General features: G+C 42.5%; 21 protein-coding genes, 1 rRNA gene and 1 riboswitch. Of the genes, 21 read left to right on the plus strand and 1 reads right to left on the minus strand.

Annotation, left to right across the window (positions count from 1 at the left end; all coding sequences use genetic code 11):
- The first annotated feature begins 10 nt into the window (after nt 1-10).
- The 14 genes from rrf (at nt 11) to purD (ending at nt 14,013) form a co-directional block, all read left to right on the plus strand.
- Nucleotides 11-126 (plus strand): 5S ribosomal RNA (gene rrf / locus MKY17_RS02175).
- A gap of 560 nt (nt 127-686) precedes the next feature.
- Entirely contained in the window at nt 687-887 is a 201-nt protein-coding gene (locus tag MKY17_RS02180) for an NETI motif-containing protein (protein ID WP_098370631.1), read from the plus strand.
- A 74-nt stretch (nt 888-961) separates the two neighbouring features.
- A riboswitch (purine riboswitch) is annotated at nt 962-1,063 on the plus strand.
- Between the two features lie 178 nt (nt 1,064-1,241).
- Nucleotides 1,242-1,730, plus strand: a complete 489-nt coding sequence (gene purE / locus MKY17_RS02185; protein ID WP_098370632.1) for a 5-(carboxyamino)imidazole ribonucleotide mutase — start codon at nt 1,242-1,244, stop codon at nt 1,728-1,730.
- Nucleotides 1,714-2,874 carry a 5-(carboxyamino)imidazole ribonucleotide synthase gene (gene purK / locus MKY17_RS02190; RefSeq protein ID WP_098370356.1) on the plus strand — a complete coding sequence of 387 codons (1,161 nt, stop codon included), beginning with the start codon at nt 1,714-1,716 and terminating at the stop codon, nt 2,872-2,874. The genes purE and purK overlap by 17 nt, the downstream gene beginning before the upstream one ends.
- Nucleotides 2,871-4,163 (plus strand): adenylosuccinate lyase, encoded by a 1,293-nt coding sequence (gene purB, locus MKY17_RS02195; RefSeq protein ID WP_034306123.1) that lies wholly within the window; start codon nt 2,871-2,873, stop codon nt 4,161-4,163. Before purK ends, purB begins: the two co-directional genes overlap by 4 nt.
- Before the next feature lie 103 nt (nt 4,164-4,266).
- Nucleotides 4,267-4,986: a phosphoribosylaminoimidazolesuccinocarboxamide synthase gene (gene purC / locus MKY17_RS02200; RefSeq protein WP_098370357.1), complete on the plus strand. Its 720-nt coding sequence runs from the start codon at nt 4,267-4,269 to the stop codon at nt 4,984-4,986.
- Entirely contained in the window at nt 4,979-5,233 is a 255-nt protein-coding gene (gene purS / locus MKY17_RS02205) for a phosphoribosylformylglycinamidine synthase subunit PurS (protein WP_034306118.1), read from the plus strand. The genes purC and purS overlap by 8 nt, the downstream gene beginning before the upstream one ends.
- Nucleotides 5,230-5,916 (plus strand): phosphoribosylformylglycinamidine synthase subunit PurQ, encoded by a 687-nt coding sequence (gene purQ / locus MKY17_RS02210; RefSeq protein ID WP_098370358.1) that lies wholly within the window; start codon nt 5,230-5,232, stop codon nt 5,914-5,916. The genes purS and purQ overlap by 4 nt, the downstream gene beginning before the upstream one ends.
- Nucleotides 5,900-8,122, plus strand: coding sequence for a phosphoribosylformylglycinamidine synthase subunit PurL (gene purL, locus MKY17_RS02215; protein ID WP_098370359.1), 2,223 nt, complete (start codon nt 5,900-5,902; stop codon nt 8,120-8,122). Before purQ ends, purL begins: the two co-directional genes overlap by 17 nt.
- Nucleotides 8,107-9,522, plus strand: coding sequence for an amidophosphoribosyltransferase (gene purF / locus MKY17_RS02220; protein ID WP_098370633.1), 1,416 nt, complete (start codon nt 8,107-8,109; stop codon nt 9,520-9,522). Before purL ends, purF begins: the two co-directional genes overlap by 16 nt.
- 42 nt (nt 9,523-9,564) lie before the next feature.
- The gene (gene purM / locus MKY17_RS02225; protein WP_098370360.1) at nt 9,565-10,590 is read left to right on the plus strand and encodes a phosphoribosylformylglycinamidine cyclo-ligase; all 1,026 of its coding nucleotides are present in this window, start codon (nt 9,565-9,567) and stop codon (nt 10,588-10,590) included.
- Nucleotides 10,590-11,165, plus strand: coding sequence for a phosphoribosylglycinamide formyltransferase (gene purN / locus MKY17_RS02230; RefSeq protein ID WP_098370361.1), 576 nt, complete (start codon nt 10,590-10,592; stop codon nt 11,163-11,165). Before purM ends, purN begins: the two co-directional genes overlap by 1 nt.
- Nucleotides 11,166-11,183: 18 nt before the next feature.
- Nucleotides 11,184-12,719 carry a bifunctional phosphoribosylaminoimidazolecarboxamide formyltransferase/IMP cyclohydrolase gene (purH, locus tag MKY17_RS02235; protein WP_098370362.1) on the plus strand — a complete coding sequence of 512 codons (1,536 nt, stop codon included), beginning with the start codon at nt 11,184-11,186 and terminating at the stop codon, nt 12,717-12,719.
- 19 nt (nt 12,720-12,738) lie between these two features.
- Nucleotides 12,739-14,013: a phosphoribosylamine--glycine ligase gene (gene purD, locus MKY17_RS02240; RefSeq protein WP_098370363.1), complete on the plus strand. Its 1,275-nt coding sequence runs from the start codon at nt 12,739-12,741 to the stop codon at nt 14,011-14,013.
- Nucleotides 14,014-14,062: 49 nt separating this feature from the next.
- Here the strand turns inward: purD and MKY17_RS02245 are convergent, their stop codons facing one another.
- Nucleotides 14,063-14,329, minus strand: coding sequence for a YgaP-like transmembrane domain (locus MKY17_RS02245; RefSeq protein ID WP_098370364.1), 267 nt, complete (start codon nt 14,327-14,329; stop codon nt 14,063-14,065).
- Between the two features lie 146 nt (nt 14,330-14,475).
- Between MKY17_RS02245 and MKY17_RS02250 the strand changes: the two genes are divergently transcribed.
- The 7 genes from MKY17_RS02250 to MKY17_RS02280 all read left to right on the plus strand — a co-directional run bounded on the left by MKY17_RS02250 (nt 14,476) and on the right by MKY17_RS02280 (nt 24,146).
- Nucleotides 14,476-16,221, plus strand: a complete 1,746-nt coding sequence (locus MKY17_RS02250) for an adenine deaminase C-terminal domain-containing protein (protein WP_098370365.1) — start codon at nt 14,476-14,478, stop codon at nt 16,219-16,221.
- A 43-nt stretch (nt 16,222-16,264) separates the two neighbouring features.
- A complete protein-coding gene (locus MKY17_RS02255; RefSeq protein ID WP_098370366.1) occupies nt 16,265-17,302 on the plus strand; it encodes a DUF3048 domain-containing protein in 1,038 nt (345 codons plus the stop codon).
- 26 nt (nt 17,303-17,328) lie between these two features.
- On the plus strand, nt 17,329-17,643 hold the full coding sequence (locus MKY17_RS02260) for a YerC/YecD family TrpR-related protein (protein WP_034306094.1): 315 nt from the start codon (nt 17,329-17,331) through the stop codon (nt 17,641-17,643).
- 220 nt (nt 17,644-17,863) lie between these two features.
- The gene (locus tag MKY17_RS02265; protein WP_098370367.1) at nt 17,864-18,547 is read left to right on the plus strand and encodes a heptaprenylglyceryl phosphate synthase; all 684 of its coding nucleotides are present in this window, start codon (nt 17,864-17,866) and stop codon (nt 18,545-18,547) included.
- A gap of 61 nt (nt 18,548-18,608) precedes the next feature.
- Nucleotides 18,609-20,855 (plus strand): DNA helicase PcrA, encoded by a 2,247-nt coding sequence (gene pcrA / locus MKY17_RS02270; protein WP_098370368.1) that lies wholly within the window; start codon nt 18,609-18,611, stop codon nt 20,853-20,855.
- Nucleotides 20,856-20,958: 103 nt separating this feature from the next.
- Nucleotides 20,959-22,965 (plus strand): NAD-dependent DNA ligase LigA, encoded by a 2,007-nt coding sequence (gene ligA / locus MKY17_RS02275; RefSeq protein ID WP_098370369.1) that lies wholly within the window; start codon nt 20,959-20,961, stop codon nt 22,963-22,965.
- Nucleotides 22,966-22,976: 11 nt separating this feature from the next.
- Nucleotides 22,977-24,146, plus strand: a complete 1,170-nt coding sequence (locus MKY17_RS02280; protein ID WP_098370370.1) for a CamS family sex pheromone protein — start codon at nt 22,977-22,979, stop codon at nt 24,144-24,146.
- Nucleotides 24,147-24,348 lie beyond the last annotated feature (202 nt).

Raw genomic sequence — 24,348 nt, forward strand, 5'->3', positions numbered from 1 at the left:
TCCTTTTATGTTTGGTGGCGATAGCGAAGAGGTCACACCCGTTCCCATTCCGAACACGGCAGTTAAGCTCTTCAGCGCCGATGGTAGTTGGGGGTTTCCCCCTGTGAGAGTAGGACGCCGCCAAGCCATTTAAAAAGATCAGCCATCCGGCTGGTCTTTTTTTGTATTGATATACTTTCAGCTTTCAGGGAGAAGTGATGTAGATTAAAATCTAGTTCGGCTTGTAGACTAATCTAGTCGACCTGAAACGAAATGGTTATACCGGCAGACTATTAATTGCAACCAAAATTGGAAAAATCGGCCTGGATCCTATTTAATTCGACCTAACGTTAACACTTGAATTGAAATAATTCATGGGAGTAAGATACGAATATGTACCGATTATGGAGCAATGGTTAATTTCATGAATCAGGCTATAGTAAATCAGAGGGGGAGAAGGGTAGGATAATGAAGGGGATGCATAATTTATGAGCGTAGGGCTTTAACTGAAGACAGGGATATCATAATTTGAGGCATTATGGAATTTTCAATTATGATGAAAACACTTTTTTTAAAATGTATTCTTGTCTTTATTTGTTCTTTTCATTATACTAGGAAGAATTTATTGTTGATGAAGAACTTATTAATGCAAGTTGGATGCTAAGGAAGAAGATAGACAAAATAGAATTATGGAAGGGATCGGTATTGTGAGTAAAAAGAGTAAGGAAAAGTTTGAAGTCATCGAGGGCGAGACGATTGATGCATGTTTAGATCGAATTAAAGATGCAGGATACTTTCCTGTAAGGCGGACGGAGGAGCCTATCTTTGCCGAGAGAATTGAGAATGGCAAAGTCCAATATGTGCCAGTTGATCGAAAAATTGTATTCGAAGCAAAATTAATTGAGTAAAACACGAACGATTAATTAATATCATGTAAAAATATTCGATTTTAACTTGACATTAAAATGGCCGGAAGGTAAGATGAAGTTACATTAATACATCTCATATAATCATGGGGATATGGCCCAAAAGTTTCTACCTGATGACCGTAAATCATCGGACTATGAGAAAAGCATCTGACTATTTCGGAAACTAGCCAAGTCTTTTTGCACTTTTTCAAAAAGGCTTTCTTTTCCGGACAGGTTGCTTTCTCGATGAGGAAGCATCCTGTCCGGTTTTTTTATTTACATGTTATAGATAATGAGAAGCGTCCGTCTGCATACTCGGGACGCCATAATATGAGTGTTGGAGGGAAAGATGATATGAAACCGCAAGTTGGGGTTATTATGGGAAGTGTCTCGGATTGGGAAACGATGAAATACGCTTGTGAATCATTGGAACAGCTTGAGATTCCCTATGAAAAAAGAGTCGTTTCCGCCCACCGGACGCCGGATTTACTATTTGAATATGCAGAGAGTGCAAAAGAGAGAGATATTAAAGTGATTATTGCCGGAGCAGGCGGGGCTGCACATCTTCCAGGTATGACCGCCGCTAAAACGATTGTCCCTGTGATAGGCGTGCCAATACAGTCGAAGGCATTAAATGGGATGGATTCGTTATTATCGATTGTTCAAATGCCTGGTGGCGTACCGGTTGCAACGGTTGCGATCGGAAAAGCGGGCGCAGTCAATGCCGGTTTGTTTGCGGCTCAAATATTAGCAGCTTTTGATTCTGACATTGCTGATAGGTTAGAGGCTTTAAGAAACGAAACCAGAGAAAAGGTGTTACAGAGCAGTGAACAACTTAAATAATACAGTCATTTTACCGGGACAGACCATTGGAATAATCGGCGGTGGGCAATTGGGCAGGATGATGGCCTTATCGGCTAAGGCATCGGGCTTTAAGATAGCGGTCCTTGAGCCGACTGCAGAAGGTCCATGTGCTCAAGTGGCGGATATTGAAATCACTGGTGCTTATGATGATATCGAAGCATTGAAAAGATTAGCTGAGGTCAGTGACGTCATAACATACGAGTTTGAAAATATCAGTTCAGCAGCCCTGGATTGGTTAAAGCAACATGCATTTCTTCCACAGGGCTCAGAATTATTAAAGCTGACACAGGATAGATTGACGGAAAAAAAAGCCATATCTGATGCGGGAGCTTCCGTTGCTCCATATCAGGAAATACAGGATATTTCAGAAATTTACCTTCATATAGAGAAATTAGGGTACCCTAGTGTGTTAAAAACGACGCGGGGCGGTTATGATGGAAAAGGGCAGTTGGTCATTAAGGAAGAAGCTGATATCAAAAAGGCTGAATCCCTGCTCAAAACAGGTAAATGTGTGCTGGAAGCCTGGATTCCTTTCGTAAAAGAAATCTCCATTATCGTGACGCGCAAGGCAAATGGCGAGGCAAGTCATTTTCCGATTGCGGAAAACATTCATATTGAAAACATTCTTCATAAAAGTATTGTTCCCGCCCGTATTAGTCAACAAGCTGAACGGAAAGCTATTAATGAAGCTTTGCAGCTTGCAGAGAAACTTGATTTGGTGGGGACATTGGCAGTCGAGATGTTTTTAACCGCTCAGGATGAGATCATCATTAATGAATTAGCGCCAAGACCTCATAACTCAGGCCATTATACAATGGAAGCATGTGAGACTTCACAGTTCGAACAGCATATAAGGGCTGTATGCAATTGGCCGCTCGGAAATACGGCGTTATTGAAGCCTGTGGTAATGATAAACATCCTTGGTGAGCATATCGGGCCTTTAATGGATGAAATTCCGACGCTTTCAGATTGGAAGGTTCACCTTTACGGTAAGAAAGAAGCCAAGATTAAGCGGAAAATGGGTCATGTGAATATTTTACGTCCAACGATTGAGGAAGCTCTTTTGGAAAGTGATCGAAGCAAAATATGGAATCAACAGGTTGAAACGGAGGAAGTAAAATGATTGAACGTTATACCCGCCCAGAGATGGGAAACATTTGGACAGAAAAGAACCGCTTTAATGCGTGGTTGGAAGTTGAAATCTTAGCTTGTGAAGCATGGTCTGAGCTAGGTGTCATTCCAAAAGAAGATGTGAAGCTTCTTCGTGAAAATGCCACATTCGATGTGGACCGTATCAATGAAATCGAAAAAGATACACGCCACGATGTTGTTGCTTTTACACGGGCGGTTTCTGAAACGTTAGGTGAAGAACGGAAATGGGTCCATTACGGACTGACTTCCACTGATGTGGTGGATACAGCTCTTTCATATGTGATAAAGCAAGCGAATGAGATCCTTGCCAAGGATTTAAATAACTTCGTGGAGATCCTGAAAAATAAAGCGAAAGAACATAAATACACGGTTCAAATGGGGCGTACACATGGAGTTCATGCTGAGCCGACCACTTTTGGGTTGAAACTGGCTCTTTGGTATCAAGAAATGAAACGCAATGTCGAACGTTTTGAAGAAGCAAGAAAGAACATAGAGGTTGGGAAAATCTCTGGAGCTGTCGGAACTTACGCTAATATCGACCCGTTCGTTGAAAAATTCGTTTGTGAAAAGCTTGGCCTTGAAGCAGCGCCAATTTCAACACAAACATTGCAGCGCGATCGCCACGCTCATTATATGAGCACATTGGCTTTAATAGCGACATCAATTGAAAAGTTCGCAGTGGAAATTCGCGGCTTGCAAAAAAGTGAAACACGCGAAGTGGAAGAATTCTTTGCAAAAGGACAAAAAGGATCTTCGGCAATGCCTCATAAACGGAATCCAATCGGTTCTGAAAATATGACGGGCATGGCTCGTGTAATCCGCGGTTACATGATGACAGCATATGAGAATGTGCCATTATGGCATGAACGTGACATTTCCCATTCTTCTGCTGAGCGCATCATCTTGCCGGATGCAACGATCGCATTAAACTACATGCTGAACCGTTTCAGCAACATAGTGAAGAACTTGACCGTTTATCCAGAAAATATGAAACGCAATATGGACCGTACGCTTGGATTGATTTTCTCACAACGTGTACTGCTTTCCCTTATCGATAAAGGACTTGTCCGTGAAGAAGCTTATGATACGGTTCAGCCGAAAGCGATGGAAGCATGGGAGCTTCAGGTTCCATTCAGAAGCTTGATCGAAAAGGATGATAAAATTACAAGCTTGCTTACGAAAGAAGAACTTGATGATTGTTTCGATCCTACACATCACCTTAAAAATGTTGATGTAATCTTTGATCGTTTAGGTTTATAAAAGTGAAGGCGGCAAACATGGCACCTCTAAACGGTGATATGTTTGCCAAGCCTGACCAATGGCAGGAAGATTCATAATATTCACAATGTGGGGGTCTGGACAGATGGAAAAACGAGAATTGTTGTATGAAGGAAAAGCGAAACAGATTTTTGCAACGGACAACAGTGAAATAGTATGGGTGGAATACAAGGATTCGGCAACAGCGTTCAATGGTGAGAAGAAGTCAGAGATTGCCGGAAAAGGTAAGTTGAATAATCAAATTACTAGCTTACTATTTTCAAAGCTTGCCCAAGAAAATATCCCGTCCCATTTTATTGAAATGCTTTCCGACCGGGAGCAGCTAGTAAAGAGGGTATCCATCATTCCGCTTGAAGTCGTTGTCAGAAATACGGCTGCCGGCAGTTTTTCCAAAAGGACTGGCATTGAAGAAGGCCAGCCGCTAAAGAAAACGCTGATTGAGTTCTACTATAAAGACGACGAGCTCGGCGATCCTCTGTTAACGGAAGACCATATTGAAGAATTGGAACTTGCAAGCAAGGAAGATGTAGCGATTTTAAAAGAAAAAGCACAAGAAATCAGTATCGTCTTAACTTCCTTCTTTAAAGAGTTGGACATTAAATTGATTGATTTTAAATTAGAGTTCGGTAAAACCCCGAATGGAGACATTTTGCTGGCAGATGAAATTTCACCTGATACCTGCCGATTATGGGATATTAACACGAACGAAAAGTTAGACAAAGATGTATTCCGCCGTGATTTAGGAAGTTTAACAGATGCTTACGAAAAAATACTAGCAAAGTTGGAGGGCACTCAACATGTATAAGGTTAAGGTATATATCACACTACGCGAAAGTGTACTAGATCCACAGGGAGCAGCAGTGCAACAATCACTTCATAGCTTGACATATAACGAAGTTAGTGATGTTCGAGTGGGGAAATACATTGAACTTACAATTAAAGATACGGATCGTGATTTAGATCAACTTGTGAAGGAAATGTGTGAAAAACTATTGGCCAATACGGTAATTGAAGCTTACCGTTATGATGTTGAGGAGGTTATCACCCAATGAAATTTGCTGTCATAGTTTTCCCTGGTTCCAATTGTGATGTCGATATGTACCATGCGATAAAGGATGCACTGGGGGAAGAAGTGGAGTATGTTTGGCACTCTACAGACAATCTAGATCAGTATGATGGGATTCTCCTTCCAGGAGGTTTCTCTTATGGAGACTATTTACGCTCTGGAGCAATTGCACGATTTTCGAATGTAATGGCCGAAGTCGTAAAAGCTGCACAAGCAGGAAAGCCTGTCTTGGGTGTCTGCAATGGTTTTCAGATTTTACTTGAAGCAGGACTTTTACCTGGAGCGATGCGCCGTAATGACGGCTTGAAATTCATTTGCCGCAATGTAGGACTGAAGGTTGAAAATAATCAATCGATGTTCACGACAGGATATGAATTAAATGAAACGATTACGATTCCGGTTGCCCATGGTGAAGGGAATTACTACTGCGATAATGAGACATTGGCTGAATTAAAACGAAATAACCGCATCTTGTTCACGTATGATGGTGAAAATCCAAACGGAAGCTTGGAACAGATAGCGGGAATTACAAATGAAAAAGGAAATGTCCTCGGAATGATGCCTCATCCCGAACGTGCTGTTGATTCGCTGCTTGGCAGTAAAGACGGCTTAAAGATTTTTCAATCCATCGTAAAAAACTGGAGGGAATCACATGTTATTACAGCTTGAACCAAGTCCGGAAAAAATTAAATCGGATCGTTTGTACGCAACTATGGGACTATCCGATGATGAATTTGCAATGGTGGAGAAAATCTTAGGCAGACTGCCGAATTATACGGAAACTGGATTGTTTTCGGTTATGTGGTCAGAGCATTGTTCCTACAAAAATTCGAAACCCATCTTAAGGAAGTTCCCGATTACAGGGGAGAAAGTGCTACAAGGTCCTGGTGAAGGTGCAGGTATCGTTGATATCGGTGACGATCAGGCTGTCGTTTTTAAAATTGAAAGTCATAACCACCCTTCGGCAATAGAACCTTATCAAGGTGCTGCTACTGGTGTCGGCGGTATTATCCGTGATGTCTTCTCCATGGGTGCCCGTCCGATTGCGATGTTGAACTCGCTTCGCTTTGGTGAGTTAGACAATGATCGCGTGAAATATTTATTTAAAGAAGTGGTTGCCGGGATTGCAGGATACGGGAATTGTATCGGTATTCCAACTGTCGGCGGAGAAATACAATTTGATCCATCGTATGAGGGGAATCCTCTAGTCAATGCCATGTGTGTAGGATTGATCGATCATAAGGACATTAAAAAAGGCCAAGCGCATGGAGTGGGCAACACAGTGATGTATGTGGGTGCCAAAACTGGACGTGATGGAATTCATGGAGCAACATTTGCATCTGAAGAGCTATCAGAGTCTTCGGAAGAAAAACGGCCTGCCGTACAAGTAGGCGATCCATTCATGGAGAAACTACTTTTGGAAGCATGCCTTGAATTGATTCAAAATGATGCCCTTGTTGGCATTCAGGATATGGGAGCAGCGGGTCTTACAAGCTCATCTGCCGAGATGGCGAGTAAAGCTGGATCAGGAATAAAAATGAATCTTGATTTGGTACCGCAGCGTGAAACAGGAATGACAGCATATGAAATGATGCTTTCTGAATCACAAGAGCGGATGCTGATCGTTGTAACTAAAGGACGCGAACAGGAAATCGTTGACTTGTTTACGAAATATGACCTAGAAGCGGTTGCTGTTGGAGAAGTAACGGATGACAAAAATCTAACACTTTCCCATCAAGGTGAAATCGTTGCTGAGGTTCCGGTTGATGCATTGGCTGAAGAAGCTCCAATTTATCACAAGCCTTCTGCAGAACCGCAATATTTCCGTGACTTCCAAAGCATGACCGCAGAAGTGCCAGTCATTGGAGATTATAAAGAAACATTGGTATCACTATTGAAGCAACCGACAATTTCGAGTAAGGAATGGGTCTACGACCAATATGATTACATGGTCCGCACGAATACAGTCGTCTCACCTGGATCGGATGCGGCGGTAGTGCGTGTTCGGGGTACGAATAAGGCCCTTGCCATGACGACGGATTGCAACTCCCGCTTTATTTATTTAGATCCTGAAACAGGTGGCAAAATCGCAGTGGCTGAAGCTGCCCGTAACATCATTTGCTCGGGTGCAGAGCCTTTGGCGATTACGGATTGCTTGAATTTTGGGAATCCAGAAAAACCTGAAATATTTTGGCAATTGGAAAAAGCGGCAGACGGTATGAGTGAAGCTTGCAGAAGCTTAAGTACTCCTGTAATTGGCGGAAATGTCTCCCTTTACAATGAAACGAATGGTGAAGCGATTTATCCGACACCTGTAGTTGGGATGGTTGGTCTTGTCAGTGACCTTCAGCACATCACTACACAAACATTTAAAAATGAATCCGATTTGATTTATGTGGTCGGCGAAGCGAAAGTTGAATTTGGAGGCAGTGAATTACAGAAAATGCTTGAGGGTAAAATCTTTGGACGGGCTCCAGAACTTGATTTGGCCATTGAACAAAAACGTCAGCAGCAAATTCTAACTGCAATCCAAAAAGGACTTGTTGCATCAGCCCATGACCTTTCGGAAGGCGGTTTGGCAGTGGCTTTAGCTGAATCTTTATTCGGGGCTAGCAAACTTGGGGCAAAAGTGAATATATCCGGCGAACCGGTATCCGAATTATTCAGTGAAACGCAATCACGATTCTTACTGTCCATCAATCCTGAAAACAAAGCCGCATTTGAAGCACTTGTTGAAGATGCGATATGCATAGGTTCAGTAACTGCTGATAATAAATTAGTTGTGGAGACAAGCAGTGATAGCAAAGTATTGGAAGCGGACGTTGAAGATTTACAAACAGCTTGGAAGGGAGCCATACCATGCTTGCTGAAATAAGAAGCCTAAACGAAGAGTGTGGTGTTGTTGGAGTCTGGGGACATCCGGATGCTGCACAGCTTGCTTACTACGGTTTGCATAGCTTGCAACATCGTGGTCAAGAGGGAGCAGGCATCGTCGTGACGGATGGTGAGCAGATGTCCATCTCTAAGGGCGAAGGACTTGTCACAGAGATATTCACTGCCGAAAAAATGCAGGCACTTTCCGGTACCGGAAAAGCGGCAATCGGCCATGTCCGTTATACAACGGCAGGCGGCGGCGGGTATCAAAATGTTCAGCCTTTCTTGTTCAATTCGCATACAGGAGGGCTGGCTCTTGCCCATAATGGGAATATCGTCAATGCCCATCAGTTAAAAGCACAGCTTGAAGGACAGGGAAGCATTTTTCAAACGACATCTGACACGGAAGTTCTGGCACATCTGATTAAACGCTCCGGCTACTCGGATGTAAGAGATTCCGTGAAGAACAGTTTAAGCATGCTGAAGGGAGCCTATGCCTTTGTCATCATGACCGAAAACCAAATGATCATGGCAAGAGATCCGCATGGCTTCCGTCCACTTTCCTTAGGGAAAATAGGCGATGCATATTTCGCTGCATCAGAAACATGTGCACTTGATATTGTAGGTGCAGAATTCATCCGCGATATTGAGCCGGGTGAACTCGTTGTCATTAATGATGAGGGAATCACATCCGAGTACTTTTCGCTTTCCAGTCAACAGGCAATGTGCACGATGGAGTACGTGTATTTCTCCCGTCCGGATAGCAACATTGATGGTATCAATGTCCATACGGCACGAAAAAACCTTGGCAAGCAAATGGCACTGGAAACCAAAATTGAAGCAGATGTAGTTACAGGTGTACCTGATTCCAGCATTTCGGCAGCGATTGGCTATGCTGAAGCTGCAGGCATTCCCTATGAAATGGGTTTAATAAAAAATCGGTATGTTGGACGGACGTTCATTCAGCCATCACAAAGTCTGCGTGAACAAGGCGTGAAGATGAAACTATCACCTGTAAGAGGGGTAGTGGAAGGTAAGCGGGTCATAATGGTTGATGATTCAATCGTCCGAGGGACAACGAGCAGAAGGATTGTCCGCATGTTAAAAGATGCCGGAGCTAAAGAAGTTCATGTAGTAATCAGCTCACCACCGATCAAGAATCCATGTTTTTATGGCATAGACACGTCTAAAAAGGAAGAACTGATTGCGAACTCTAAATCGGTGGAGGAAATAAGGGAAATCATCGGTGCTGATTCCTTAACTTTTTTAAGTGTCGAAGGTATGGTCGAAGCAATTGGACGACCGTTTCCTGGAGAAACGCGCGGTTCATGCCTAGCTTGTTTCACCGGAAATTATCCGACTGAAATTTTTGAATACGAACGAGAAAAAACAAAATGTTAATCAAGTCGGCAATGATGATTGATTTTCGGAGGAGGATTTCAAATGGCTAATGCATATAAACAGGCTGGTGTGGATATTGAGGCTGGTTATGAAGCGGTAAATCGAATGAAAAAACATGTAAAGCGCACATTTCGTCCAGAAGTAATGAATGGTCTGGGCGGTTTCGGCGGCATGTTTGATTTATCTTCCTTGAACCTTAAAGAACCTGTGCTCATTTCAGGTACGGATGGAGTGGGTACAAAACTTTTGTTGGCTTTCATGATGGATAAACACGATACAATTGGAGTGGATTGTGTAGCTATGTGCGTCAATGATGTTGTCGTTCAAGGTGCTGCACCTTTATACTTTTTAGATTATATTGCCTGCGGTAAAGCAGATCCTGAACGAATTGAAATGATCGTCAAAGGAATTGCAGATGGCTGTGAGCAGGCGGGCTGTGCTTTAATCGGCGGAGAAACGGCTGAAATGCCTGGCATGTACGAGACGGAAGAATACGATGTTGCAGGTTTTACTGTAGGTGCCGTTGAAAAATCACGTCTAATTACTGGTGAAGCAATCTCGGCGGGTGACGTTGTTATTGGACTCGCTTCAAGCGGCATCCACAGTAATGGGTATTCCCTTGTTCGTAAAATCCTTCTTGAAGACTCAGGTATGGGGCTTCATGACTTCGTACCGGAACTGGATTGCAAGTTGGGAGAGGAATTATTAAAACCGACAAAAATCTATGTGAAGTCCGTTTTATCGACGTTGGAAAAATTTGAGGTTAATGGTCTTGCCCATATCACTGGTGGGGGATTCATCGAGAATATTCCGCGTATTCTTCCTGAAGGATGCGGTGTTGAAATCGAGCTCGGAAGCTGGGAAATTCCAACTATATTCTCATTCCTTGAAGAAAAAGGGAACCTTGTAAAAGAGGAAATGTTCAATATCTTCAATATGGGAATCGGAATGACGGCCGTCGTGAAAAAAGAAGTGGCATCCGATGTGCTAGCCCACCTACGTTCTTGCGGTGAAGAAGCCTCAGTTATTGGAACGGTTGTGGATGGAAATGGAGTGTCGTTCAAATAATGAAACGCCTTGCTGTCTTTGCATCAGGTAACGGTAGTAATTTTCAATCAATTGCTGAAGCAATAAAAAGTGGAAAGTTAGAGGCGGAAATCTGTCTTGTCGTTTGCGATCGTGAAGACGCATATGTGCTTGAGAGAGCTAAGCTTGAGAAGATTGATTCTTTCTCCTTTTCAGCGAAGAATTACTCGAACAAGACTGAGTATGAATCGGAAATCTTCGAAAAACTTCGCCAGTATGAGATAGAATTTATCATTCTGGCTGGTTATATGCGTTTGATCGGTCCGACATTATTACAAAAGTATTCACAGAGGATTGTGAACATCCACCCTTCACTTCTGCCTAGTTTTCCAGGCAAGGATGCAATTGGCCAGGCTTTTGACGCCGGAGTGAAGGAAACGGGGGTAACGGTTCATTATGTCGATGATGGAATGGACACAGGACCGGTCATTGCTCAAAAGGCAGTGCCAATTCTTGAGGGGGATACGAAAGACATCCTTCAAAAAAGGATTCAGGAAATGGAGCATGACTTGTATCCGTCAGTTTTGCAGGATATATGCCACAAGAAACTTACTTAATGGAGGGACCAGCATAACATGAAGAAACGTGCATTAATTAGTGTATCGGATAAAACAGGTATCGTAGAATTTGCTCAAGGTTTAATTGAAGCAGGTTTTGAAATCATTTCTACAGGCGGTACTAAAAAAACGCTGCAGGATAATGGTATTGAGGTAATTGGAATCAGTGACGTCACCGGCTTCCCGGAAATATTGGATGGACGTGTTAAGACACTTCACCCGAATGTCCATGGAGCAGTGTTGGCAAAACATGATGACAAAAGTCACGCAGCACAGCTTGCAGAGCATAATATTGAACCCATTCAACTTGTCTGTGTGAACCTATATCCATTCCAAGCGACTATTTCCAAACCGGAAGTCACTGTGGAAGATGCTATTGAAAACATCGATATCGGTGGACCGACAATGCTTCGTTCTTCTGCTAAAAACCACGAATATGTGACTGTTATCGTTGATTCCAATGACTATCCTACCGTATTGGCTGAGCTGAAACAAAACGGCGGGGTATCAAAAACCACGAATCGCCGCCTGGCTGCAAAAGTTTTCCGCCATACAGCAGCATATGATGCCGTTATTTCAGAGTATATGACAGAGCTTGCCGATGAAGAAAATCCTGAATCATTGACTGTTACCTATGAATTGAAACAGTCGCTTCGTTATGGAGAAAATCCACATCAAAAAGCTGCATTTTATAAAAAACCGCTTGGTTCCGTTTTCTCAATTGCAGAAGCGAATCAATTACATGGAAAAGAACTTTCATACAACAACATTAATGATGCTGATGCAGCACTTCAAATCGTTAAAGAATTCAATGAGCCAGCTGCCGTTGCAGTCAAACATATGAATCCTTGCGGCGTCGGTGTCGGTGCGACCATTTTGGAAGCATATGAAAAAGCTTATGAGGCAGATGCCACTTCCATTTTCGGCGGGATCATCGCTTTGAACCGTGAAGTTGATAAGGCGACTGCGGAGAAGCTTCATGAAATTTTCCTTGAAATCATCATTGCTCCTGGGTTTACACAAGAGGCAGTGGAAGTATTGACAAGCAAGAAAAACCTTCGTTTATTAACGATCGATTTCGACGCGGTTAAAAAGCCTGAACGCAAATTGACATCCATTGAAGGCGGATTACTTATTCAAGATCGGGATGCACATAGCTTAAAGGATGCTGAGATAAAAGTGGCAACTAAGCGTGAGCCTACCCCTGAAGAGTGGAAAGCCATGGAGCTTGGCTGGAAAATCGTGAAACATGTCAAGTCGAATGCAATAGTGGTTAGTAACGATCAAATGACATTAGGTGTTGGCGCAGGTCAAATGAACCGTGTGGGAGCTGCAAAAATTGCTCTGGAACAAGCTGGGGATAGAGCGACAGGAAGTGCATTGGCATCAGATGCTTTCTTCCCAATGGATGATACTGTAGAAGCGGCAGCGAAAGCGGGCGTCACGGCAATCATTCAGCCTGGTGGATCTGTTAAAGATGAGGATTCAATCAAGAAAGCTGATGAATATGGGATTACGATGGTGTTTACAGGAATTCGTCACTTTAAACATTAATCAAAAATGAGGTGCGATAATGAATGTATTAGTAATTGGCCGGGGCGGCAGGGAGCATGCCATAGCCCGCAAACTATTTGAAAGTAAACGGGTTGGGACTGTTTTTGCAGCACCGGGAAATCCAGGGATGACCGATGTAGCGACTCTTGTTCCGATTGATGAAAACAATCACGGGGATTTGGTTGCCTTTGCCAAGAAGAATGCAGTTTCATTAACCGTGATCGGGCCCGAAACCCCATTGTTGAATGGACTTACCGATGATTTTACGGAGGCAGGATTACAGGTATTTGGCCCTAATGGCCGTGCTGCAGTCATCGAGGGGAGTAAATCCTTTGCTAAAGATTTAATGAAGAACTACAGCATTCCGACAGCAGAATATGAAACATTTTCTGATTATGATTCAGCAAAGGCATATATCGAAAAAATGGGTGCACCCATCGTCATTAAAGCGGATGGTTTGGCTGCAGGAAAAGGTGTCGTAGTTGCCATGACGATGGAAGAAGCGTTAGACGCCATCCATGATATGCTAGTCGGAGCAAAGTTCGGCGAAGCATCTGCCAAAGTCGTTATTGAGGAATTCCTTGATGGTGAGGAATTTTCATTGATGGCATTCGTTAATGGGGAAAAAGTGTATCCGATGGTCATTGCTCAAGATCATAAGCGGGTTTTTGATGGAGATCAGGGTCCGAACACAGGTGGAATGGGTGCCTACTCACCGGTGCCGCAAATTTCCGATGAAATGATTCAGACCGCAGTCGAAACAATTCTTAAGCCCACGGTAAATGCGATGATTTCGGAGAATCGGAGTTTTACAGGAATATTATATGCCGGGTTGATCGCTACCGAAAAAGGCACAAAAGTCATTGAGTTCAATGCCCGTTTTGGCGATCCTGAAACGCAAGTTGTTTTACCGCGCCTAAAAACAGATTTCGTAGATACGCTTGAAGCGGTTCTTTCTGGAGAGGATTTAGAACTTGAGTGGCATGAAGAGGCCGTTCTTGGAGTGGTCGTCGCAGCTGATGGATATCCAGGGGAATATAAAAAGGGTTCTATCATTAAAGGCTTGGAAAAAATTGATCCGAACGCCCATGTTTACCATGCTGGAACGGCTCTCGATAGTGAGGGGAATTTCATCTCGAATGGCGGACGTGTACTTCTGGTTGCTGCAAAAGGGAAAGATTTGTCATCTGCCCAAGCTGAAGTATATAAAGAGTTAGGGCATATTGAGAAAGACGGCTTATTCTGGCGAACGGATATTGGCTACCGTGCAATAAAATACAATTTTTCATCATAATATAAAGAAGCTGACTCTAAGCGGAGTCAGCTTCTTCTTTAGAAAAAACTTAATATGAATCAGATTGATTAGTGTGCTTCTCCTGTTTTGGTTCATTCTTCATTAAGTTTTGTCCGTTTTCCATTGCATCGACAACAGGACAATATCGGAGAATGCCTTCGCCTATTTTCATGGCAGAAAGCATGACCACAAATATATAAGATTGGTTTTTCCATGGTTTTTTTACCATTTTAGCCATAGCCCATGTTAGCAATGTAAAACCACAGGTAATTCGCATTAATGCATTTATTATACTGATATTTTGTTTAAACTTCACTTAAAGTCCATCCCTTCACAAAAATTTAACAATATTCTGGTTAACATTACTGTTCTAATGAGGCAAGTATGTTACTATGAAATAAAATTGGATTGAAAATGGTTTTTTTCATACATCTGTTTCTATAAAATTATGGGGGAATGTTTATGCTTGAACAGCGCTATAGATGGAAAAATAAACATCTAAGAGAACATATAGATGTGCTGGATGGCAATAGGGCACCACACATTCTGCTTAAAAATACGACTTATTTAAATCAGGCATTACGAAAATGGGTAAAAGCGAATATATGGATATATGATGATCGCATCGTATATGTCGGCGATAAGCTTCCTGATAATATAGACCGCTGTGAAATGGTAGACTGTACAAACCAGTACTTAGTCCCGGGTTATATTGAGCCGCATTCACACCCTTCTCAATTATATAATCCCCTTTCTTTTTCACGTTATGCATCTCATTTTGGCACAACGACATTGATCAATGATAACTTGCCGTTTCTATTGCAGTTAGATAAAAAGAAAGCGTTTTCTCTTTTGAAAGAATTACGTAACATTCCTGTAACAATGTATTGGTGGAGCCGTTTTGACGGACAAACGGAATTGATCGATGAAGATATGGTCTTTTCCCACGGGGCCGTTAAATCATGGCTGGAGCATGATGCCGTATTACAGGGCGGGGAACTAACTGGATGGCCGAAGCTTCTCGATGGGGATGACATGATGCTGCACTGGATCCAGGAAGCAAAGCGTATGAGAAAGAAAATAGAAGGACACTTTCCAGGTGCTTCAGAGAAGACTTTAGCAAAAATGACCCTGTTCGGCGCCGATTGTGATCATGAGGCAATGACAGGTGAAGAAGTGATGTCACGCTTGCTGCAGGGCTATTATGTATCGTTAAGACATTCTTCGATCCGGCCGGATTTACCAAAGATGATACAGGAAATCCATGAACTGGGCATTGATCATTATGACAAATTCTTTTATACGACAGATGGATCGCCGCCTTCCTTTTATGAAGGTGGTTTCATAGACTGCCTGATCAAAATAGCGATAGAAAATGGCGTTCCTGTCATAGATGCATACAATATGGCAACTATCAACATTGCACGATATTATAACATTGAATACCTTCATGGCAATATTGCCACTGGAAGGGTAGCTAACATCAACTTCCTGACCGATGTGAAGGAACCAGCACCGGTTTCGGTAATGGCAAAAGGGAAATGGGTTAAAAGGGATGGTGAAATCATTCCGGATAAACAGCAAATCGAATGGAGTGATTTCGATTTTAAACCACTTGATCTTGATTGGGATCTTAGTTTAAAGGAAGATTTTGAGTTTTCCATGCCGTTTGGGATTGAATTGGTCAATAATGTCATTACGAAACCGTACTCCCTTTCCAATGATGTTGGGTATGAAGAACTGAACTTTGAGGATGATGAATGCTTTTTCATGCTTATCGATCGGGAAGGGAAATGGCGCATCAATACGATATTAAAAGGGTTTGCGGACAAATTGTGTGGCTTTGCTGGCTCTTATACAAATACAGGTGATATCATACTAATCGGTAAAAGGAAAAAGGATATGCATTTGGCATTTAACCGGCTGAAGGAAATCGGCGGTGGAATCATTTTAACGGAACAAGGCAAGGTGATCCATGAACTTCCTCTGAAATTAAAGGGAGTCATGTCCACTAAGGAGGTTCCTGAACTGATAGAAGAAGAAAATGAATTGAAACATTTGCTGCGAGACAGAGGTTATCGTTTCGCCGATCCTGTGTACACCCTTTCATTCTTTTCGACAACCCATCTGCCATATATAAGGCTAACCCAGCGAGGAGTATATGATGTAATGAATAAAACTATACTCTTTCCCACTATAATGCGTTAAAATATAAGAGAAGAAATGGCTAATAAATCAGAGGAGTGGAAAGATGAATTTTAAGAGAGTTCTTTTCATGGTTATTGCTATTTTACTGCTGGCAGGCTGTTCTACGAAAGAAGATCCTGCATCGGATGACAGTAAGCCGAAAGACCAAGCTGTCATCAAAAATACAGATGTGAAAAATGAACCTTCCAATGAGTTTCCACTTACAGGTATAGCCACCGATGCAGGCAGTGAGCGAAGGGCTGCAGCAGTGATGATTAATAATCATCCAGAAGCACGCCCACAATCGGGCCTCTCAGAAGCCGATATGGTCTACGAAATGCTTGCAGAAGGTGACATAACCAGATTTTTAGCTATCTTCCAAAGTGAAATGCCAAGCCAAATCGGTCCGATTCGGAGTGCAAGGGACTATTATATCGAATTGGCTAAAGGCCTTGATTGCATCTATGTCTGTCATGGGAATAGCCCCGAGGCAAAAACCATGCTGGACAAAGGGTATATTGATAACTTGAACGGATTATATTATGATGGTACTTTGTTTCAACGTTCGGCAGATCGAAAAGCACCGCATAATTCCTACACCTCCTTTGAGGATATCCAAAAAGGTGCGAAGGAAAAGGGATATGAGTTGAATGGTGCACCGGAGCCTTATGCCTTCCTTACAAAGGAAGAGGCGGCTGGCCTTCAAGGGGAACCGGCATTGAAAACCGAGGTTTCCTACGGATCAGACGAGTATGATGTTCAGTATGAATACGAAGTCACGGAAGAGAAATATAAACGTTATTCGAATGGAGAGCAAACAGTCGAGCATAAATCGAATAAACCTATTTTACTGGATAATATATTGATCATTGAGGCTGCTCATCAAGTGATCGACGATAAAGGGCGTCGTAAAATCGACTTGAAAAGTGGCGGAAAAGGTTATTTACTTCAAAAAGGAAAAGCGAATGAAGTAGAATGGGTTAATAAGGATGGTCGGATTATACCAGTGAAAAACGATAAAGAAGTAGGGTTGATTCCAGGGAAAACTTGGGTCAATATTATTCCGGATGAACCTGGTTTAGTAAGAGACGTCTCATTTTGATACCCATGAAATTGAGGGGGAGTAACATGCAAATTGATAAGTTGAGAGGAAAAGAAACGGATCAGCTGTTTAAGTCGATCCTTTCCTTGCGTGATTTGGACGAATGCTATCGATTTTTTGATGATTTATGCACAGTTAATGAAATTTCATCACTGGCACAGCGTCTTGAAGTAGCCCGCATGCTTGAAGAAGGGAAAACCTATCATAAAATCGAAACGGAAACGGGTGCAAGCACGGCTACGATTTCCAGGGTCAAACGCTGCTTGAATTACGGAAATGACGCTTATTCCATGGCTCTTAACCGTATTAAGGATAACGTCGAGGAAACAACTGAATCTTAATTCTTTCGATTATAATAAAAAGCCGGGGAATTCATTTCCCGGCTTTTTACTTTGAGTCCAGCACTCTCTTTGCCGGCTGTCTTTCAGCCGTATCCATGTTATATTGGATTTTAGATTCAGAGGTTCCATTTGGTAATAACATTTTATCGATACTTCTCTTTTTTAATGAAAAATCTTAATGCTATAATGGTGTAATGGGAAGTGTGAATGGAGGATTATAATGTACGATTTTCGCGAGTGGAAACATGTTTTCAAACTCGATCCAAATAAAGAAATAAGTGATGAAGCCCTTGAAAAAGTTTGTGAATCCGGTACCGATGCAATAATGGTCGGGGGAACGGATGGAATCACGCTTGAGAATGTGCTTCATTTAATGGCACGTGTCAGACGATATACAGTCCCATGTGTGATGGAAATTTCTTCTGTTGAAACGGTGACGCCAGGGTTTGATTTATATTTCATTCCGAGTGTCCTGAATAGCACCAACCCGGATTGGATGATGAAACTGCATCAGCAAGCAGTCAAGGAATACGGATACCTTTTGAATTGGGATGAAATTTTCGTTGAAGGGTACTGTATCCTGAATCCTGAGTGCAAGGCGGCCCAATTGACGAAAGCCAATACCGATTTGGATATGGATGATGTGGGTGCATACGCGATGATGGCGGAAAAAATGTTCAACCTGCCGATTTTTTATTTGGAATACAGCGGTGTTTACGGCGATGTCCAGATGGTGGAAGCAGCTAAAGAGAGTTTGGAGGATACCGTACTATTCTATGGCGGTGGGATAAAATCGGTTGAACAAGCCAAAGAGATGTCTAAGATTGCGGATGTCATCGTTGTCGGCAATGTGATTTATGAAGATTTGAAAGTGGCACTTGCAACAGTTTCGGCAGTTAAATGAAAACATGTAATAAATATAGTATACTAAAACAGAAACGAATGTTCGTATAGGTGGTGTGATAATGCAATATTTAGCGGAAAAATTACTAATAGGTTTGAATGAACAGCAACAAAAAGCAGTGAAATCAACTGATGGCCCACTTTTAATCATGGCTGGGGCAGGAAGTGGAAAGACGCGTGTGCTGACTCACCGAATAGCTTACTTGATGGTCGAGAAGGAAATAGCGCCTTGGAACATCCTTGCAATCACGTTCACCAACAAGGCGGCACGTGAGATGAAGGAGAGGATCCGTGCCATACTAGGCGGTGCGTCCGAAGATATCTGGATTTCGACTTTCCACTCGATGTGTGTCCGCATTTTACGAAGAGATATCGATCGTATCGGTTTTAATAGGAACTTCTCGATATTGGATACGACGGATCAGCAATCGGTCATAAAACAAATCATGAAAGATCGTAATATGGATACAAAGAAATATGATTACCGTGCCATTTTGGGTAGCATCAGTTCAGCGAAAAATGAATTGGTCGGGCCGGAAGAGTACCTGAAGACGGCGTCTGATTACTTCACTAAAGTAACTGCCGATGTATATACGGAATATCAAAAACGGCTGCGTAAAAATTCAGCGCTCGATTTTGATGATTTGATCATGATGACGATTCAATTGTTCCAGCTCGTACCTGAGGTGCTTGAATATTATCAGCGTAAATTTCAATACATTCATGTTGATGAGTACCAAGATACGAACAGGGCTCAATACATGCTTGTTAAACTATTGGCTTCACGCTTCCGTAATCTCTGTGTTGTCGGGGATTCCGATCAATCGATCTATCGTTGGCGCGGTGCGGATATTGCGAATATCCTTTCATTTGAAAAAGATTACCCGAATGCCAACATGATTTTCCTTGAACAGAATTACCGCTCGACGAAAAAGATTCTTGAAGCGGCGAATAAGGTCATCGATAACAATCAAAACCGGAAGCCGAAAAATCTTTGGACCGAGAATGCAGATGGCAGTAAGATATTCTATTACCGTGCGGACAATGAACAAGGGGAAGCGCAATTTGTAGCCGGTAAAATAAATGAGTTAGTTCAGGCCGGCAGCAGGAAATATTCAGATATAGCAATACTTTACAGAACAAATGCACAATCACGTGTCATGGAGGAAGTTCTGCTTAAATCCAATATAAATTATGCAATAGTCGGGGGCACCAAGTTCTATGACCGTAAAGAGATTAAGGATTTACTTGCCTATCTTCGCCTTATTGCGAATCCTGATGATGACATCAGTCTTCGCCGTGTAATCAATGTACCAAAACGCGGAATTGGTGCAACTTCAATGGACAAAGTGGCAGATTATGCAGATCAATATGATGTTTCCATTTATAAAGCACTCGAATCGGTTGAAATGGTTGGGATAAGCGGGAAGGCTACCAAAGCGGCAAGGGAATTCCATACGCTGATCACTAACTATACAAATCAGCAGGAATACTTATCCGTGACGGAACTTGTGGAGGAAGTCATTAAGAAAACCGGTTACCGTGAGATGCTGCAGGCGGAAAAAACGATTGAATCTCAAAGCCGGCTTGAAAATATAGATGAGTTTTTATCTGTTACGAAAGCATTCGAAGATAACAGCGAGGACAAATCATTGGTGGGCTTTTTGACTGACCTGGCGTTGGTTGCCGATATAGACCAACTTGATGAGAATTCCGAAGAAGCTACAAATACGGTAACGTTGATGACACTGCATTCAGCGAAGGGACTTGAATATCCGGTGGTCTTTCTATTGGGCCTTGAAGAAGGTGTTTTCCCTCACAGCCGCTCGCTTATGGATGAAGAGGAGATGGAAGAAGAACGCCGTCTGGCTTATGTGGGAATTACAAGGGCTGAAAATGAGCTATTCATAAGCAATGCCCAAATGCGGACATTGTATGGACGGACGAGCATGAATCCTGTTTCACGTTTCATTAATGAAATACCAGAGGAACTACTTGAAGATTTAAAACCGAAACCGGCTCCTAGAGCAAGGCAAACACCTTTCAGTTCTTCAAGAACCGGATCTCCTTCAACAGCTTCAACAAGAAAAGCGCCTGCCTTTGGAAGAGCTGTTTCTGCACCATCCGCAACGGGCGGTGAAGAAATCGGCTGGGCTGTCGGCGACCGTGCATCCCATAAAAAATGGGGTATAGGAACCGTGGTGAGCGTAAAAGGGGAAGGCGAAGGAAAAGAACTGGATATTGCCTTCCCAAGTCCAATTGGCATCAAACGCCTATTGGCGAAATTTGCACCAGTTGAAAAAGCATAAGCTATTAATATGCTTCTACTGGTAAAGAATAGGGATATCTGACTTTAGACACCGCTCTTCTAAAAGAAGTGCGGTGGAGTCTTCTTTAGAAAGGATTGAACGTATGGACTTACAAGCTGCAGAGAAGAAAGTTTTAGAACTGCAAACGTTATTGAACCAATACAGCTATGAATATTATGTAATGGACCAGCCATCAGTACCTGATGCTGAATATGATCGGTTACTCCGTGAACTTATTGAGTATGAGGAGGAATTTCCGGAACTGCAAACGGCGGACTCACCGACACAACGGGTCGGTGGCGCCATTTTGGATATGTTTGAAAAAGTGGAGCATACCACACCGATGCTTAGTTTAGGCAATGCCTTCAATGAAAGTGACTTACGGGATTTTGACAGAAAGGTCAGACAATCTGTAGGTGACGATTTTTCCTATGTATGTGAATTGAAAATTGATGGACTTGCCGTCACTCTTCAATATGAGAATGGATATTTCGTAAGAGGGGCAACTCGTGGAGATGGAACGATCGGTGAAGATATTACCGCTAATTTGAAAACGATCAAGTCGATTCCATTGAAGTTGCGGGAGCCGGTTGCCATAGAAGTGCGCGGTGAGGCCTTCATGCCAAAAAAATCATTCGAATCATTGAACAAGGCTAAAGAGGAACGCGGTGAGGAGCCATTTGCAAACCCACGAAATGCAGCTGCCGGTTCGTTAAGGCAGCTTGACCCAAAACTTGCTGCAAAACGGAACTTGGATATTTTCCTTTATGCGATCGCGAATTTTGGGGAAACAGGGGTCCGTTCCCACAGTGAGGGTCTGGATTTATTGGATCGCCTCGGGTTTAAGACGAATCGGGAAAGAAAAACATGCTCCAATATAGAGGAAGTAATAGCTTATATAGTAGAATGGACGGAACAACGTCCAAACTTAGCCTATGATATTGATGGAATTGTCGTTAAGGTGGATTCCCTTGAACAGCAGGATGAATTAGGTTTTACTGCAAAAAGTCCGCGATGGGCAATTGCTTATAAATTCCCAGCTGAAGAAGTCATTACAACCCTAAGGGATATCGAGCTGAATGTCGGCCGTACGGGTGTATTGACTCCGACCGCCGTTTTGGATCCCGTTCGGGTAGCAGGTACGACTGTGCAGCGAGCTTCACTTCATAACGAAGACTTAATCCGTGAAAAGGACATCAGAATCGGAGATCAAGTGGTCGTGAAAAAAGCGGGTGATATCATTCCAGAGGTGGTCAATGTACTGGCAGAGCGCCGTACAGGGGAAGAAGTCGAGTTTAAGATGCCGACTGAGTGCCCGGAATGCAACAGTGAACTTGTCCGGCTGGAAGGGGAGGTTGCTTTACGCTGCATCAACCCGAAGTGTCCTGCCCAAATAAGGGAAGGCTTGATTCACTTTGTTTCCCGTACAGCAATGAATATAGACAGTCTTGGTGAAAAAGTGATTAGCTTGTTGTTTAAAGAAGAACTCATACAAGATGTGGCTGATATTTATAAGCTTACATACGATCAACTGATTGCTTTGGAAAGGATGGGGGATAAATCCGTCAATAAACTTCTTCAAGCAATAGAAGCTTCGAAAACCAATTCGTTGGAAAAATTACTATTCGGGCTGGGCATTCGCCATGTTGGTTCAAAAGCGGCCAAGACGCTGGCACGGGAGTTCGGGACGATGGAAGCATTAAGCAAGGCGAGCCGTGAAGACCTAACGGCCATTAATGAAATAGGTGATAAGATGGCCGATTCCATCGTAGCCTATTTTGAGTTGGAAGAAGTCCATGCGTTACTGAATGAATTGGAAGCAGCCGGTGTGAACCTTACTTTTAAAGGGCCAAGAGCTGTTGCTATTGAAGAAATCGATTCCGCTTTTGCCGGTAAAACAGTCGTTTTAACGGGTAAATTGCATCAGTTAACACGTAACGAAGCAAAAGAGAAATTAGAGGCGCTAGGAGCTAATGTTGCTGGAAGTGTCAGCAAGAAAACCGATTTGGTCATAGCTGGCGAAGATGCCGGTTCCAAACTGGAAAAAGCGGAAAGCCTAGGCGTCATGGTATGGGATGAAGAGAGACTGATTGAGGAACTAAATAAATAAGAGGTGTAGCTATGAGGAAACACTCTATTTTGGGGATGATTCTTATACTGCTTCTTGCTGGATGTGCGCCTAGTTTTGAGGAAAAGCAAGAGGTAGTTCAAGACTCCAAAGACAAAAAAGAAACAGCAATTATTCCGAAGTATAAAATTTCGGAAGAATACTATCAAACAATCCTACCGTTTGAACCATCAAAAGCACGCGGTTTGGTCGTATCCAATCTAAATACCCGATATGACATTGAAGAATTCGAAAATGGATTGATGCGGTTGGCCCAAACGCAATTCGACCCGGAAGATTACCTGTTTCAAGAGGGGCAAATGCTGGATAGTTCCACGATATCTTCCTGGCTGAACAGAAAATATACCGATAGTCAGTTGAAAGAAAAGAAGATGAAGGCCTCAGAGAACCTTGGCTTGAATCCGGTTGATCCAGGTAAAGGAGACATTGATAAGCGGAATGAAGAAAATCCAATTTATCTTGCTCATATTTTAGAACATAATTACTTGGTAAAAACAAAGGATAATTCGGTGAGCCTTGGCGGGGTTGTTATAGGTCTTGCTTTGAATTCAGTGCATTACTATCAAAAAGAGGCATTCGGTGCCACCTATGAAAATAAAATCGATAGTAAAAAGCTAAAGCAAGAAGGGGAGAAAATTGCTGCAGAAGTCTTAAAAAGGCTGCGTAAAATGGACAAGCTGAAAAATGTTCCGATTACGATTGCCTTATTCGAGCAAAATGAAAAATCCTCAGTAGTCCCTGGGAATTTCATTTCCTATACAAATATCGATAAAAACTCTGACAATATTGGAAAATGGACGAACTTGAATGAAGAGTATTTCCTATTTCCTTCTGCTAGTGCTGAAAAAAAATATCGTGATGACGTCAATACTTTCACGAACTTTAAAGAAGATGTCGAAGAATACTTCCCTAACTTTAACGGAGTCATTGGCAGGGCGTTCTATATGGATGATCAATTGCAAAGTCTGAACATCGATATCCCCATTCAATTTTATGGGAACTCGGAAGCGATCGGCTTTACCCAATATGTTGCCGGGCTTGTAATGGAACGTTTCCCGAACTACATTGCCGTACAGGTATCCATTACCTCTGTTAATGGACCTGAAGCGCTCATAGTCCGTGAAGCAAATCAAGACGAACCAACTGTGCATATATACGAATGAAAAAAGATGAAGCTTAACGGCTTCATCTTTTTTGTGAACCGCTTTAAAATTTGGATCTATTTTTTGTGATTTTCAAAATAGCCTTTAACCTGGAACAAAAATATATAATAGGAAGTAAACCCTTCCATCTTAGGGAGCAAATTCATTATAAAGGGAACATTTGTCGAATTTTAAAGGCCTTATTGTCATTTCCCCGGAAATT

The sequence above is a fragment of the Peribacillus sp. FSL P2-0133 genome (assembly GCF_037975445.1).
Lineage (GTDB): Bacteria > Bacillota > Bacilli > Bacillales > DSM-1321 > Peribacillus > Peribacillus simplex_E.